Annotated in this window: 20 protein-coding genes and 1 riboswitch; of the genes, 2 read left to right on the plus strand and 18 right to left on the minus strand. The window is 36.7% G+C overall.

Features of this window, described 5'->3' with window-relative positions:
* Nucleotides 1–4: 4 nt before the first annotated feature.
* The 9 genes from NST00_RS01990 to NST00_RS02030 all read right to left on the minus strand — a co-directional run bounded on the left by NST00_RS01990 (nucleotide 5) and on the right by NST00_RS02030 (nucleotide 4,711).
* Nucleotides 5–1,165, minus strand: coding sequence for an ATP-binding protein (locus tag NST00_RS01990; protein WP_340709588.1), 1,161 nt, complete (start codon nucleotides 1,163–1,165; stop codon nucleotides 5–7).
* The gene (locus NST00_RS01995; RefSeq protein WP_340709589.1) at nucleotides 1,165–2,475 is read right to left on the minus strand and encodes an AAA family ATPase; all 1,311 of its coding nucleotides are present in this window, start codon (nucleotides 2,473–2,475) and stop codon (nucleotides 1,165–1,167) included. The genes NST00_RS01990 and NST00_RS01995 overlap by 1 nt, the downstream gene beginning before the upstream one ends.
* Before the next feature lie 5 nt (nucleotides 2,476–2,480).
* The gene (locus NST00_RS02000) at nucleotides 2,481–2,903 is read right to left on the minus strand and encodes a replication terminator protein (protein ID WP_340709590.1); all 423 of its coding nucleotides are present in this window, start codon (nucleotides 2,901–2,903) and stop codon (nucleotides 2,481–2,483) included.
* Complete coding sequence (locus tag NST00_RS02005) at nucleotides 2,896–3,069, minus strand: hypothetical protein (protein ID WP_340709591.1); 174 nt, start codon at nucleotides 3,067–3,069, stop codon at nucleotides 2,896–2,898. Before NST00_RS02005 ends, NST00_RS02000 begins: the two co-directional genes overlap by 8 nt.
* A gap of 193 nt (nucleotides 3,070–3,262) precedes the next feature.
* Entirely contained in the window at nucleotides 3,263–3,664 is a 402-nt protein-coding gene (locus NST00_RS02010) for a YopX family protein (protein WP_340709592.1), read from the minus strand.
* Nucleotides 3,661–3,939: an AbrB/MazE/SpoVT family DNA-binding domain-containing protein gene (locus tag NST00_RS02015; protein WP_340709593.1), complete on the minus strand. Its 279-nt coding sequence runs from the start codon at nucleotides 3,937–3,939 to the stop codon at nucleotides 3,661–3,663. The genes NST00_RS02010 and NST00_RS02015 overlap by 4 nt, the downstream gene beginning before the upstream one ends.
* A 14-nt stretch (nucleotides 3,940–3,953) precedes the next feature.
* Nucleotides 3,954–4,109: a hypothetical protein gene (locus tag NST00_RS02020; RefSeq protein WP_340709594.1), complete on the minus strand. Its 156-nt coding sequence runs from the start codon at nucleotides 4,107–4,109 to the stop codon at nucleotides 3,954–3,956.
* 109 nt (nucleotides 4,110–4,218) lie between these two features.
* On the minus strand, nucleotides 4,219–4,407 hold the full coding sequence (locus NST00_RS02025) for a helix-turn-helix domain-containing protein (RefSeq protein ID WP_340709595.1): 189 nt from the start codon (nucleotides 4,405–4,407) through the stop codon (nucleotides 4,219–4,221).
* An 82-nt stretch (nucleotides 4,408–4,489) separates the two neighbouring features.
* On the minus strand, nucleotides 4,490–4,711 hold the full coding sequence (locus NST00_RS02030; RefSeq protein ID WP_340709596.1) for a helix-turn-helix domain-containing protein: 222 nt from the start codon (nucleotides 4,709–4,711) through the stop codon (nucleotides 4,490–4,492).
* Between the two features lie 217 nt (nucleotides 4,712–4,928).
* Here NST00_RS02030 and NST00_RS02035 point away from each other — a divergent pair, with 217 nt between their 5' ends.
* The gene (locus NST00_RS02035; RefSeq protein WP_340709597.1) at nucleotides 4,929–5,579 is read left to right on the plus strand and encodes a LexA family protein; all 651 of its coding nucleotides are present in this window, start codon (nucleotides 4,929–4,931) and stop codon (nucleotides 5,577–5,579) included.
* A gap of 91 nt (nucleotides 5,580–5,670) precedes the next feature.
* The gene (locus NST00_RS02040) at nucleotides 5,671–6,861 is read left to right on the plus strand and encodes a tyrosine-type recombinase/integrase (RefSeq protein ID WP_340709598.1); all 1,191 of its coding nucleotides are present in this window, start codon (nucleotides 5,671–5,673) and stop codon (nucleotides 6,859–6,861) included.
* Between the two features lie 371 nt (nucleotides 6,862–7,232).
* Here NST00_RS02040 and NST00_RS02045 read toward each other — a convergent pair whose 3' ends face one another.
* The 9 genes from NST00_RS02045 to preA all read right to left on the minus strand — a co-directional run bounded on the left by NST00_RS02045 (nucleotide 7,233) and on the right by preA (nucleotide 15,151).
* Nucleotides 7,233–8,246, minus strand: coding sequence for a ThiF family adenylyltransferase (locus tag NST00_RS02045; RefSeq protein WP_026019016.1), 1,014 nt, complete (start codon nucleotides 8,244–8,246; stop codon nucleotides 7,233–7,235).
* Nucleotides 8,243–9,007 carry a thiazole synthase gene (locus tag NST00_RS02050; protein ID WP_016837637.1) on the minus strand — a complete coding sequence of 255 codons (765 nt, stop codon included), beginning with the start codon at nucleotides 9,005–9,007 and terminating at the stop codon, nucleotides 8,243–8,245. The genes NST00_RS02045 and NST00_RS02050 overlap by 4 nt, the downstream gene beginning before the upstream one ends.
* Nucleotides 9,008–9,009: 2 nt before the next feature.
* Nucleotides 9,010–9,219: a sulfur carrier protein ThiS gene (thiS, locus tag NST00_RS02055; RefSeq protein WP_238536181.1), complete on the minus strand. Its 210-nt coding sequence runs from the start codon at nucleotides 9,217–9,219 to the stop codon at nucleotides 9,010–9,012.
* Entirely contained in the window at nucleotides 9,216–9,818 is a 603-nt protein-coding gene (tenI, locus tag NST00_RS02060) for a thiazole tautomerase TenI (RefSeq protein WP_096549871.1), read from the minus strand. Before tenI ends, thiS begins: the two co-directional genes overlap by 4 nt.
* A 15-nt stretch (nucleotides 9,819–9,833) precedes the next feature.
* Nucleotides 9,834–10,520, minus strand: coding sequence for a thiaminase II (gene tenA, locus NST00_RS02065; RefSeq protein WP_096549872.1), 687 nt, complete (start codon nucleotides 10,518–10,520; stop codon nucleotides 9,834–9,836).
* 102 nt (nucleotides 10,521–10,622) lie between these two features.
* A riboswitch (TPP riboswitch) is annotated at nucleotides 10,623–10,728 on the minus strand.
* A gap of 243 nt (nucleotides 10,729–10,971) precedes the next feature.
* Entirely contained in the window at nucleotides 10,972–11,964 is a 993-nt protein-coding gene (locus NST00_RS02070; protein ID WP_096549874.1) for a M23 family metallopeptidase, read from the minus strand.
* A 162-nt stretch (nucleotides 11,965–12,126) separates the two neighbouring features.
* A complete protein-coding gene (locus NST00_RS02075) occupies nucleotides 12,127–12,321 on the minus strand; it encodes a hypothetical protein (RefSeq protein WP_016837626.1) in 195 nt (64 codons plus the stop codon).
* Between the two features lie 9 nt (nucleotides 12,322–12,330).
* Nucleotides 12,331–13,839, minus strand: a complete 1,509-nt coding sequence (locus NST00_RS02080; protein ID WP_340709599.1) for an NCS1 family transporter — start codon at nucleotides 13,837–13,839, stop codon at nucleotides 12,331–12,333.
* A gap of 28 nt (nucleotides 13,840–13,867) precedes the next feature.
* A complete protein-coding gene (gene preA / locus NST00_RS02085; protein ID WP_016837624.1) occupies nucleotides 13,868–15,151 on the minus strand; it encodes an NAD-dependent dihydropyrimidine dehydrogenase subunit PreA in 1,284 nt (427 codons plus the stop codon).
* Nucleotides 15,152–15,162: the final 11 nt, after the last annotated feature.

The following is a 15,162-nucleotide window of genomic DNA, read 5'->3' on the forward strand; positions in this document are numbered from 1 at the left end:
ATTATTAAAATGGTAAACTGTTCTTCATTTCTTGGATTTGACTTAATACTTGTGGCCATGCAGCTACTAATACACCATCGATGAATCCTGGGTCATAATTCGAAATTGGTGTACCAACTGGGTAATAACCTTTAGCACTAACCACCATTTGAATATCTTCTTCAGTTACACCGTTTTGTAGCATTAAATCTCTTAATGCTGGTGGAATGGATGGATCTAATTGAATTGTTGTATTTTGTGCAACTGGTTCGTTTTGAATAGGTTGTACCGGTTCTTGTTGAATTGGTGGTTGTACTGGTTCTTGTATTGGTTGCTGTGCTTGTTCAGGTGGCATCGTTGACCTAGTATTTACTTGTGTTGGATCTTGCATTGATTGTTGAGGTACTTGTGGCATAGGTTGTCCATAGTTTTGTTGTTGTATTGGTTGTTGTATTTGTGTTGTACCTGCAAATATATGAGCTATATATGAGTAATCTAAAGGAATCTCATCAGGTAAACCTTGTCGGTTTTTTGCGTCCCATGCTGGATTATGCGTCGTGTAAATTACCCTTGCTCCACCTTGACCTTTGAATTTTTTACCTTTTTCATCTGCTGCAATACTAAAAGTTTTATAGTTTAGGAATAACACCATGTCGGCCCATTCTTTTACTAATGCAGCTGTTTTTGCAGTTGTCTTATTTCCTAACTTCAGTTCCCATCTATCATAAGCACCCATTTCGTCTGGTTGCTCAAATTTCACGATTTTTGCATGAGCTGTTAAAACAACATGTATACCAATTTCGATTAAATCCGATAACTTGTTTAGGAATTTCCCAAATTCCTCTTCTAATTGAATAAAACCTTCACCATAACCAAAATTAGTAATACTTTTTTTATTTGCTCGATTTGTGATAAATTCAATTGCTAATCGTTCTGCCCAGTCAACTGTATCAATGACAAGCGTTTTATAATTTTGTGTTTTTACCCAATCAATTTGTTGATACAATTCCATCCAACTCGAAGGACGTTTTAAACGATTAACATCTAATTCTGTCGTAGATCCTTCCGTATCAATAAAAATTGGATTAGGAAGTTGAGCAGCTAAAGAAGATTTTCCTATTCCCTCTGGACCATAAAATACTGCTTTTTTCGCTTTATTCATTTTCCCAGTAATCACTTCAAACATTAGAATTCACCTGGCTTCCATTGTTTTTGCGGAGCTACTTCTTGTTGTGGTGCTTCTTGTATTAACGATTGACCAACGACGTAGCCATCTTCAATGATGATGCTACATTCATCACCAGTACTCACTCGAGTGGCAATAGCTTGTAAGTTTTCACGTTCTAACCATTCGCCAAATTCTTTTAGTGTTGCTAGATCCATTTGCTCTAATTTGTCGATTAAAACAAAACCACAATCTGGTTTCAATTTACGTACAATCGCTGTTGCTACTTTTAATTGTTCAGCGCCCGACATGTTATCCCATTTTTGACCGTTGTAGACAAGCTCACCATCTTGCACAGATAGTCCAGAAAGTGGTAAGTTTGCATTTTGCAGTAAGTCTGTTTTCTGCTTACGTACTTCTTCAATTTGTTTCGTAAGCTCATCATATTGAGCTTGATAATTTCGCGCATCTTCTTCTGCTTTTTCTTTGTCTAAGTTAGCACGTACTTTCCGATTGATTTCTTCAATTTCTTGAATATTGCGTTCAAGTTCTTCTGTTGATTCATCATGTAAATCAATTGCGGATTTTTTAGCTATTTCTACATCGTTTGCTAGTTGTCCAAGTTTCATCTCTGCTTCTGTTAATAATTGTTTTAAACGTTCAACTTCTTGTGCTTGCAATTGATATTGTCGTTCTAAATATGATAGTTGTTCACGTTTCCGTTGATTTTCACCATTACGTGCTAAAATCGCTTGTTGTTGCTGAATTAAATCTGAAATTGATATTGGCTCTTTTGGGACATTTGGATATTCAGGCATTTCTTTCGCGAATTTCATTTTTTGGTCTGCAATTTGACCAATCGCATGACGTTGGTTATAAATTTCTTTTTCTTTTTTTTCAAGTTCATATAATTTATCACCAACTCCGATTATTTGAAGTAAAATATTCGCTTTTTCTTTACTTGTGGAATTCATAAACTTTGGTAAATTAATAGCCAATTCTTCTACAAAGCTATTTAGTAATTGTTGGCCAGCTTTTTGACCGTTTGGATCAATGACTTTTAAATCTGAATTTTTTCCTTTTCGTTCAACAATTAAGCCGTTTGATAATTGAACTTTTAAGTACGGATTAGACATACTACCTTCACGATTTGGTTGGGAAGGACGATAAGAATTACCGCCCAACGCCCACGCGATTGCATCTAGTACACTTGTCTTTCCTTGTCCGTTATTACCGCCAACAATTGTTAATCCAGTTGGAGATGGCTCTATTTTGACAGCTTTGACACGTTTGACATTTTCAATTTCGAGTTTATTAATCTTAATTGCCATTTCAGTTAACTCCTTTCAGTTTGAAGATTAATGACTTTTTTACGATTTAATTCTTGTTCGATTACATCGACTGGTTCACCAACATCGGTTCTTTGGACCATGTTGTCATCAAAGTATGTTTGTCCTGGTACTTTAGATTTCAGTTCTTTTGCTTCCACAATTCCGCTTGTTATATCTCGTCCAGTAAGCACCGTTGTAGAAACCGATGTAACATCAGCTAATTTTGTAGTAAAATCACTAGTCACAGTTACTGTTTGACGATTTTCGTCTGGTGTAAATGTGAGTTTAATTGTGATTGTACGTTTAGCTGTTGCGTTGGTGTTTTTATCATGGATGTTGTCGAATACTTTCTTAAGCTCATAATCTAACTTTTCTTGAATAGCACCATTAGACAATTCAGAAAGTGGTAAATCAATTTGTTTACTCATCAGCATCATCCTCCTGAATGTTTAACCCTTTACGTGTAAGTTGATGGATCGTGTTGTAAGTTGGGTTAAATGTAGTTAAACCTTTTGTGATTTTATGAATTTCTTTCAGCGCATCGAGCATGTCCACAAGACGTTGTTTAGGTATGGTTACAGTTTCTTTTTCCAATGGATCAACCTCCTGTGCTATACTTAATTTGATCAACTTTCTTTATGGCCTTTTATCAGTTGCCGCTGATAAAGGGCTTTTTTAATTCCATTCACCACGCATATACTGCTTAACAAATTGCTCAAATGTAATGTCGTGACGTTCTTGGATATTGTGGTAAACAAAGTAAGTTCCTAGCTTGTCCAGTAGTTCGTCATTCATTTATTTCACCACCTAACAAGTGAGGATGTTCATAGATGTTGCCGATGATTTCTACATAGTGTATATTTTCAGATAATATCCACCCTACATCTAAATCGAAAACTGGTACTAAAATTAACTCCATCTTTTTCGTCCGTTTCACAACGTAATTTCCGTCAATATCAATTCCAATCCCGCTTTTATCACGTTGAAAAGCATGACCTTTAATCTGAACAATATGTCTTTCATAAATCATCTGACCATGCTTGTCCTTTAATCCTGTTGGCCACAAAAGTTCAACTTCATCGAATGTTCTCCAAGCACTGTCCGTATTAATCATTCGCTTTTGGAAGTCGATGTTATGAACCGGGATGATTTGCTTTAAAGTTTTATCCCATGCTTTTGGTGGCATCATTTACTTCTCAACTCCATTTCTAACAGTCTGTATAAAGTGTTAGCACCTTCTTCACTTAAAACAATCCCATCTTTCGAATAAAACGGCTTGTCCATTACCATGCCGGTTACCATGCAAGTGTTATTTGGCTCATATTTCCGTAAGATGATTTTGTCACCATCAACAAAAATTTCTAACGGATCTTTTTCTTCAATCCCCATTGTGCGACGCAACTCTTTTGGAATTACCACACGGCCTAACTCATCAACTTTACGAACGATACCTGTAGATTTCATCTCATTTCACCTCCTTACAAAATCCCGAAATGTTGAAGCATTTTATATGCGCCAAACAAAATTGCACCAACAATTCCGATAGTAAGTAATGTATTAAAAATAAACACTAGCCAAAAAGCGACACCAATACGTTTGAATGACTTGTTGAAGTCTTTATCGAAATCTTTCATTCTCTCACCTCCTTAAAATTAACGACCAAACTTATAAAAATTCAAAGCTCTAGCTTGTACCAACCGAGTGTACTTTTCATCAGCAGTTAGACGTTTCCATTCACCTGCTTTAATGATCATGTTTCTCACACTTTTCACCTTCCATCAACCATTTTTCAATCGTTTCCCGATGAAAAACGATTCTCCCACGAATTTTTTTATATGGAATCTCATTCGACCGCACCATCGTATAAATAGTTGTTGTTCCTACTCCAAACAACTGTGCCAATTCATTAACAGAGTAAGTAAGTTTTTCCATATTACATCACCTCGCTTTCATTTATTTCCGTTGCCACCGGATATTTCGGCTATCAGGACCAACTCGACGTAGCCACCGTCGTTTAAGCTACATCAGATTTACTTTTAGAAAATAAATAATCTAATAACAAATGAGGGAAAAATTTCATCTTAATTTTGAATGCTTCATCTATATCAAATACAGATTTGCCGTTCATCTTGTCTGAAACTGTCCCTTCACGAACTCCTAACAAGTTAGCTATGTCCACTTGTCTAACACCGTACCTAGCCATTTCAGCTTTTAAGTTTGGATATTGACAACACATAATATTCGCCTCCTTTTTTTATTAATAGAGATGTTACGACGTGTCGTAACTTGTAACGTAAGTATATTACGACATGTCGTAATGAGTCAACAATAAATTATAAAAAAATTACTATACATCGTAACTTTATTATTGCAATTAATAGGCTATAGTGTTATTATTTAATCATAAATTACGATTTATCGTAATTTTATATCAGAAAATGGGGGTGAGAGAGATGGAAAGAGGAGAAAAGTTGGAATTTTATATGAATAAAAAAGGACTTACTCCGAGGTCTTTATCAAGAGAATCTGGAGTAGCATATACTACAATTCGTTCTATGCTGGAGAATAATTTAAAAAATTCTTCCATAGATAACGTGATAAAGTTATGTAGTGCTTTGGAAATTAAAGTTGAAGATTTACTAGAAGATGAAAATTTTTCAAAACAGGTTAATTATGTATCAATTCCAAGTAGGGATTATCATTACTTCCCAATTGGTGTTTCAGCAGGTTTACCAATAAATGTTGAACCAATAGGAACAGCAGAAACAATTACAATACCAGATGAACTGCTCGGGAAATGGGCTGGAAATAAAGATATTTATTTCACTCGTGTAAATGGCGAGTCAATGAACAAGGTTATTCCACATGGATCTTTAATTGCAGTTAAACAAATTGAAGTGGAAAATCTTAAAAACGGAGATATAGTTGTATATTCAAACGGTCATGATTATGCTGTTAAGAGGTTTTATCAAACAGAAGATAAATTCATTTTTCGTCCAGAATCGTACGACCCAGTGTTTACAGACTACATTATAGAGAAAGTTGATAGTGAAGAATTAAGATTACACGGAAAAGTTATAGCTTACATTGTTAATTTAGATTAATTCCAAAACGTTTTGAAATTAATAAAAAAGACTAGGCTCATTCGCTTAGTCTTTTCTTATATAAACAATAAACAAGAAAGGAGTAATATTCGTGGCAACGATTGAAAAGCGTGGAGAAAATTCATATCGTTTCACCGTATATTTACCAAGAGATGCAAATGGTAAGTATCCTAAAAAATATAAAACCATTAAAGTTGAAGGTAAATATACACCTAAACAATTGAAAGAATATTTAGAAGGAGAATATTTAAAATTTAAAAATGAAGTTCTTTCAGGAAATTACGTTGAAATTAAAAAGATGAAGTTTACAGACTTTGTCCAAGAATGGAAGAAAAAATATGCAGAAAAAGAGTTATCAGGAACAACAGTAAGAAATCATAGGTTCGTACTGGAACGTCACATTCTACCTGTTATAGGCCATATGTATATAAGTGATATTAATACAATGATGTTACTTGATTTATTAGATAATTTAAAAAGACATGATAGAAAAGATGGTAAATTATCGACTTATCGTGTAATAGATGTATATCGAACACTTAGAAGTATTTTTAAGTGGGCAAAAGAGTGGAAGGTTATTACAGACGATCCAACCGAAGGTATTAAAAAGCCTAAATTAAAAGATGATGAAAAACATAATCCACAAGTTTATGATGAATATGAAGTATACGATATCCTTCAATTATTACAAAATGAACCAATTCATTGGAGAGCTTTCATGACGCTTGCCATCACAGCTGGAACACGACGTGGGGAAAATTTAGGTTTAGAATGGTCAGATATAGATTTTGAAAATAATACAATCTCAATTAACAAATCCATAGTTATCGAAGATAGCGGACCTGTTGTTAAAAGTCCAAAAACAAAAAAGTCGAAACGAATAATATCATTGCCCCCATCAGTAATGGAAGAGTTAAAAGAGTATCGAAAATATTGGATTGAAACCAAATTAAAACGTGGAGAAAAATGGATAGAACATGAACGTCAATGGCTATTTCATAAATTTGATGGTACATTCATGTATCCTACTTCCCCTTCATCTTGGTGGAGAAAATTCACAGCTAATAATGGAATAAGACATATAAGACTTCATGATTTACGACATACGTCAGCTTCTTTATTAATCGCGCAAGGCATTCATGAAAAAATTATATCAGAAAGACTTGGTCATTCTACTATAAAAACAACAATGGACATTTACGGTCATGTTATTAGAGCAGCTGATCAAGCTGCAGCAAATACTTTTGAAAATTTATTTCAGCCCAAATCCCAAACAAAATAAGTTTAGGGTATTGGGGGTAAATTGGGGGTAAAATTCGTGATAACAAACATAAAATAACGTAAATATAGTGATTAACGTTAAGAAGAAACGTTGATTTCGTGCACATTCCCCTCTATACTACCACATTGGTGGAGTCGTGGTTTTAAAACTTTCTATAATATTACGGCAAGGCGGCTTGCACTACAAACATTACCTTAACAATGTTTGTAAAAGAGCTCTCCGATCAGGAGGGCTTTTTAATTTATTGAAAAAAATAAGCGGAGAACCTTCCCCGCTTTCTTCTATAATAATATATTTTGATACCACTTCTACTTCGCTCATAGTTAACAGGTGTCCGTGTTTTTCCCAATGACAAGCAACTTTCAGCACTTTTATGCTCCCACATATCGATGATAAATTCTTTTAGCCTTTTCTTCTTCTCTCGTTCCATGAATTAATGCCCGGCCATCTTGAAAGAGAACGATTTGAACATCTTCTGCTTGGAACGAAATTAAGTAAGGATTCGCTTTTAAATTTTGAACAAGCGGTTGGAGTCTTTTTGAGATATGATCCAATGAAATTTGTTGTTTTTGGTGCGGTCTGATTTGCACCGTATTTCTGCCACACAACACTGCTGTTTTCAAACCTGTTTCTAATGTTAAGTAAGGATGTGTGGGATTATTCCCACATGAAGGACAATCCTCTCTTTTTAAAGAAGAAACGTCAATAATTGAATGCTCCCTTTTCCAAACATCAAAGGAAACCAGTTGTTTAGACACCTCTCCACTCACTAAGTATTTCAGGCTTTCCGCTGTTTGATAAGATGCAACGATTTGCACCGCTGGACTAATGACTCCAACGGTATCACAAGTCATACCATCGGATGGAATCACTTGAAGCAAACAATTATAACACGGTGTTTGTTTTGGCACGATCGAAACGCTCATACCATAACTTCTTACAACCGCACCGTGAATCCATGGTATGCCGTGTTTCATGGCAACATCATTGATGAAAAATCTCGTTTCAAAATTATCTGTTCCATCAATGATGAGGTCCACATCTTTTACCATCTCTTCTAATTCAATTGAAAAATCCCCAACAATCCCTTCAATTTGAATGGTTGAATTGATTGTTTGTAGATGTTTTTGTGCAGCAACAGCTTTCGGAATTTTATTTTTTGCATCTTCTTCCGTATAAAGTTGTTGACGACCGAGATTCGTCAAGTCGACGTAATCCCGGTCAATGATAGTGATTTTACCGATGCCAGCTCGAGCTAACATCTCAGCATTCGCGCAACCTAGTGCCCCTGCACCAACAATGAGTACATGGCCTTTCAGTAATTTTTTCTGTCCCTCCTCACCAATCGGAGAAAACAAAATTTGTCGCGAATATCGCTCCATTATGAAAGAATCCCTTCTGTTGGACTGGAGGCAACAGCATAGCGCTTTTTCGGAATTCTTCCTGCTTCATATCCAAGTCTTCCAGCTTCAATAGCGAGTTTCATTGCTTTTGCCATTTTAACTGGATCTTTTGCACCTGACACCGCTGAATTTAATAAAATGCCATCTGCACCTAACTCCATTGCAATCGCACAATCTGCTGGGGAACCAATTCCTGCATCGACAATGACAGGAATATTTGCCTGTTCAATGATTAATGAAAGATTTAATGGATTGATAATACCCTGTCCAGAACCAATAGGAGAAGCTCCTGGCATGATAGCATGAACTCCCAATTCCTCCAGCTTCTTCGCTAACACTACATCATCAGAAGTGTAAGGAAGGACAATAAATCCTTCTTCTAATAACATTTCTGATGCTCTTAATGTTTCAATAGGATCAGGGAGAAGAGTTTTATCATCCCCAATGACTTCGACTTTCACCATGTCACATAACCCTGAAGCTTTTGCGAGTTTCGCAATTCTCACTGCTTCTTCCGCTGTTTTGGCTCCTGCCGTATTCGGTAAAAGCGTGTATTTGGAAAGATCCAACATTTCTAAAAAGTTCGGTTGGGATGGTTCATAAATATTCATTCTTCTGACCGCAAAAGTTAAAATCTCTGCTCCAGATGCTTCTACCGCTTCCTTTTGAATCTCAAAATTCGGAAATTTCCCTGTACCTAACAACAATCTTGATTGAAAAACTTTATCTGCAATTTTTAACATGTTTATCCCCCTCCAACAAAATGAACAATTTCAATTTTGTCGCCATCATTCACTAGCTGCTTGCTGTACTGTTCTTTCAATACAATTTCGCCATTCTGTTCAACCACGACTATGCGATCTTGTAATTTATAAAACTTCAACAAATCTTCAACACTTTGAATACTACTTTGCACTTCTGTTTTTCGGCCATTAATGTAAAGATGCAACTTCATCCCCCTTTTTGAACAATATTTTTTAAATGGATTGCGGCTTCCTTTGGTTGACTCGATGAGAAAATGGTAGACATCACCGCAATGCCATGCACTTTTTTCTCCAGCACTTGTTCAACGTTGTCTGGCGTAATTCCACCAATCGCTATCACGGGAATCTGCAATTGTTCAACGATTTTACCTAGGGCATTCGTTCCTCTACCTGCCAATCCTTTTTTGCTGTCCGTTTCAAATACATGACCGAAAAGACAATAATCTGCCCTCGCTTCTTCAGCAGTTTTTGCTTCCTCAACGGAATGCACACTAACCCCAACTCTCATATATGGGTACGCCGTTTTTACTTTTGCTGCCGGAAGACTGTTTGCTGGAAGATGTACGTTCCGTATACCCGTAAGTAGGGCTATATCAAGCCTGTCGTTAATAACAAGCCTTTCTTTCTCCACCCCTGCATAAATAAGTTCTTCTACTAGCGCAACGATTTCTGCGGGCACTTTACTTTTCTCGCGTATATGAATGTAATCAACAACATCGGCAATGGATGTAATAATCTCTTTCAGCTCTTTAATTGATTTTTTTCCATCAGTTATGGCATGCAGTTCCAATACATTGACTTCCTTTCATGCATTGACTTTTTCATCAGTCGGCCACATTTGCCTGTTGTATGCCATGTCCCAAAACATGTATTCAAATCGTGTTGTATTTAAGAAGATTTCTTCTAGTCGTAAAAGTTCAGATTCCGGTTTTCCTTCTGCCAATTGATTAAGCAAATCGAGATTCCATTGCGCTGATTGGCCAAACTCTTCGGAACTGTACATTTTTACCCAGTCTCCATATAATCCGTGTTCTTTAGCACCCTCGATTTCAGCAAGTTCACATCCAATTTCCCAGTAGCTCCATGCACAAGCTAAATGAGCAGCTGCAAGTTCAGCGATAGAACCATTTTGTGCAACAGCTAACATATAGTGCGTATATGCAAGCGTTACCGGAGACGGTTTTGCCTCTTCCAGCTCTTTTTCCGTTATGCCAAAACGACTCGCATATTTTCTGTGCAACGCCATTTCTCCATTCATTGTGTAATAAAGCAGGTTGGCAAACACCGTCATCACTTCAAGATTTGGCGCTTTCACCGCACCTAAAGCAAACAATTTGGAATAATCGATTAAGTATAAATAGTCTTGAATCATATAAAAACGGAATTTGTCAGGGTCCAATGTGCCTGCACCTAACTCTTTCACAAACGGATGTTCATGGTTTTTTCTCCAAGTTGACCAATACTTTTCAAAGAGTCGGTCAGTAAATTTCATCATTTCTCCCTCCCTTTCAATTCACCATTAAAAAAAGCCACTTCAAATTGAAGTGGCTTAAAACTCGAAATGAATGCAAAAAGATATAAAAATAGATAATACGAGTCCCAACAACCACTTCCCTTCGCTAGCATTACCTAGTGCAGGTTCAAAGGGTTGAGGCAATGCCTCTCTCAGCTAAAATGAATTAGCACCCCTAGTGATTTATAATGCTTTATTAAATTACAATCATTGTTACATGAACTCATAAAATTTTCAATAAGTTAAAATGAATATAAATTTTGGTATTTTATTCCAACTATATATAACTTTCTACTTCCCAGTGTCTCATTGAAAAGCATAATCTTTTTTAGCAGACTGGATATTCTTCAAATACTTTTAGCTAAAAATGTTTGCGGCTTCTACCATAAAATAAAGTTGCTCTAGCGATTTTTCGCTAAAGCAACTCTTGTTATTTTTGTCCCTTCTTTGTTTGTTTTTCCCATTGCAAAAGGTGTGGATATGGGTCAAATGCCCATTCTGTACGGCCATTAAATTTATACATTCCGTAATGTAAATGTGGAGGGAATTTTCCACTCGTTCCTTCTTTACCATATCCAGAACTTCCTACGGCGCCAAGAATTGTTCCCGGTTCTACAATATCTCCAACTTTCAAATCTTTATTGAAATATGCTAAATGTGCGTAATAATGATACGTATTATGATTATCCCGAATGCCAACTCGCCAACCGCCAAATTGATTCCATCCCATCACTTCTACAACACCATAAGAAGTTGACAGAACAGGCGTGCCATAGCCTGCAAAAATATCCGTTCCTTCATGTATACGTCTTCCGCCCCATCCCCTGCTAGCACCCCAAGTTCCTTTATAGCTGTAATTATAGCCTCGAACTGGGAGGGGAAAAATATGCTTGTCTAACTCAATAGAATTGAAATGTTTATAAAGTATTTGAATGGTTATAATTTGATTGATAATTTTTTCATCTTTGTAATACTCCCATAAGGCAGTTTTAAAATCCTCTTCTGACGGGCCAAATTCGCTTAAATACGTTGCCATTGTATAAAGAATATCTTGGTCATGATTTCGATCTGCCTTGCCATCTCCGTTTCCATCAAGACCTTTCCCCCCAAAATATCCAATTGAAAAAGGTGAAGTATCTTCCTCATTTGGATTCAATTCTCCAACCCAAAATTCAGGAGAAAACTGAATCGCGATGATACTCTCACGCTTCGGAATATCCTTCCGTACTTCTTGGATATTTCTTTCATATTGATCGACCGCCGCCAAACGATACCATGGGACAAATGGCGTTTCGTAGCTTTTGTACAAATTCATTCTTTCCTGATAAACATTTTCCTTCGTTTCTTTTGCATTTACGTAAGTCGGAAATATATAAAAGCATACAATCGCCAAACATAAGGGGAGAAATATTTTTCGAACCAAAACGAATCCTCCTTTCTTCATTAGAATATCCCGAATTTTTTAAACCATGAGTGATTTTCCTATGACAATAAAGTCCATTATTTTACATACCAATTTCCTTTATGTAGGAGAGTTTTATGCAAATAAAAAAGTGCTTAACAACACATGTTAAGCACGAAAGAATCAAGCATGTATCAACTTTGTAACTATTAATTTTCTAGCATTTGGAGTTGTAAGTATTATTTCTTCATCACTATTTGAAAATTTTACAACTGTACCATCTAAGTTTTCGTAAATTTTTTCTATTTTTAATCCCTTTTCTAAATACTTTTCAATAATTTCTTTTTCTTTAAGAAACTCCTTATATTCTTCAGACATCAAATCACCTCATTCTATGTTTTTCGATGGGATGACTTGCTCGGTTGCCTCCACCTCTAGCTCTCCAAAGATCACTTCTACATCCGTCTCTGTACCATCAATCATCCAGTCCCTACCAGCTGTAATTCCTAAATATTTGGAATCATCTGGATCTACTATTTCAGCTTGAGGATATTTTTTAAACCACCAATATTTTGCAAGAATATAATAAATAACCGCACCTGCTACCAATCCTACAATTGAAGAATAGGTCGGTAATAAATTGGCAATAATTCCCCCAATAATCCATGCAAGCATTCCTGCCCAGTTAATTCCGTTAGCATAACGATATTGACCATCTACTTCATATAAATCTTTAACATTCACTCTTCTTTTACGAAGGATATAATAATCTGCAAACAATACACCAACAATCGATGTTAAAATACCGCCAATGATAAGCAATACCTGAGTAAGAATATCAAACAGATTCCATGGTTGGGCTAATATACCGATGATGCCGGCAATGATTACTCCAACCCAGAAAGGCACTTTTGGTCCACCAATATTTGAAAATATCGTTGCTGCCGGAATAACATTTGCTGACGTATTCGTTGACCATTGGGCGAGAATAATCATCAGTAGCAAGATAACTAAGATGAATCCACTTGCTGCTTCTTGTAAAGCCACAATTGGATCACCCGTACCAACCGCGGCATAACAAACTGCACCTATCATAATCATTAATGTGTTAAAAATCGGCATCACAATGATGGAACCTACTAATTGCGTTTTATTGCGCTTAAACCAATTTCGCTCATTTTTTGGAGCTTTAAAGAATCTGGATAATGAAGGCATATCTGCTGCGAGCGTTGCCCAGAATCCCATATTGGCCATTACAATAACCATGAAGGCAGTAAAAGCAGCAACACCTGTTGCAGGTGATTCAACCCAAGTCCAAATATCTTTTCCTTGCACGCTTGCTTTATCTGCTAAGGAAATATACATCCAAATGGAAATGAGTATGATGATTGGTGCAGCAAAATCCGCAAATCGTTCAATGGATTTAATTCCTAAAGACACATTGATTAATTGGAATGTAGCAAATAGAATAAAGCAAATAAACCATTGATCAAATCCAAATAATATGTTTAAAATCCCGTTTATTGCCGAAGCACCAAAGTATGTGTTAATTCCAAACCAACATGAAGCGGTAATCCCACGAACTGCTGAAGGGATATGAGTACCAATTGTTCCAAATGGAGCCCGCATATAAACGGGGAAAGAAAGCCCATGTTCAACGCCAATATCCCCAATAATCGTCATTAAAATTCCGATCGCAACAGAACCAATAATCGTTGCGAGAATGACCATTGGAAGCGGCAAATTAACAATCCCTGCCGCTCCAATGGCAAATGCCGCAAGTACAATGGCCATACCTACCCAAATAACAGCGAATCCGAACGGACTAATGTTCCTCTTTGCATGCGTTATCGGAAGCAAATCAGGAGACTTTAAGTAATTACTCTTTTTATGCAAAATTTCCTCTCCCTGTTTTCAGAATGAATTATTCACTAGATACATTGGCCATAGAGTATTTTGCAATTGCCGCTTGACGCTCGTTCCAAGTCATCTTCGGTAATCGGTCTTTCACTTCAACCATTTCAATTGCGCCATCCACCGGACAAACAATCGAACATAAATTACATCCTACACAATCTTCTTCTCGTACTTTTAAAATCGGATTACCATTCTCATCATTCAATCTTTCAATACATTGATGAGAAGTGTCTTCACAAGCGATGTAACACTTGTTACAGTTAATGCACACATCGTTGTTAATTTTTGCAACTACTTTATAGTTAAGATCCAAATCTCCCCAATTGGAATATTTCGGAACTGCTTTTCCGACAATATCCATCACAGAAGAAATTCCTTTTTCATCGAGATAGTTATTAAGACCATCAATCATATCTTCTACGATACTAAATCCATGATGCATCGCCGCTGTACATACTTGAACACCTGTAGCCCCCATCAGCATAAACTCCACTGCATCACGCCAATTGGAAATGCCTCCAATTCCAGAAATCGGAACATTGATATAAGGACTTCTTGCACATTCTGCCACCATATTGAGCGCTATTGGTTTGACAGCTGGACCACAATATCCTCCATGCGTTCCTTTTCCTGCAACATGAGGTATCGTGTTCCATGTATCTAAATCAACACCCATTAAACTATTAATTGTGTTGATCATACTAATTGCATCTGCACCGCCTCTAGTCGCAGCTTCTGCTGTTGCTGTAATATCTGTAATGTTTGGCGTCAGCTTTACAATAACAGGTGTTTTTGCAACTTCTTTAACCCAATAAGTTTGTTTTTCAACAAGCTCTGGAACTTGACCAGAGGCGCTTCCCATTCCTCGCTCTGCCATACCGTGTGGACATCCGAAATTCAACTCTAGCCCGTCTACGCCCACATCTTCAACCCGTTTCACAATCTCATGCCATTTCTCTCGTTTTGGTTCCATCATTAAGGATGCAATAACAGCATGATTAGGAAACTTCTTTTTCGTTTCATAGATTTCTTTCAAATTCACTTCGATAGGCCGATCTGTAATGAGCTCAATATTATTAAATCCTGCCACTCTTTGACCGTTATATGATAATGCAGAGAATCGTGAAGAGACATTTAAAATAGGCTCACCAAGGGTTTTCCATACCGCTCCACCCCAACCTGCTTCAAAAGCTCTTTGAACTTGATAGCCAGAGTTTGTCGGTGGTGCTGAAGCAAGCCAAAATGGATTGGGTGATTTAATTCCCGCTAAATTTATGCTTAAATCCGCCATGTTTCAATCCC

It is taken from the genome of Ureibacillus sp. FSL K6-0165 (genome assembly GCF_038004285.1).
Lineage (GTDB): Bacteria > Bacillota > Bacilli > Bacillales_A > Planococcaceae > Ureibacillus > Ureibacillus thermosphaericus.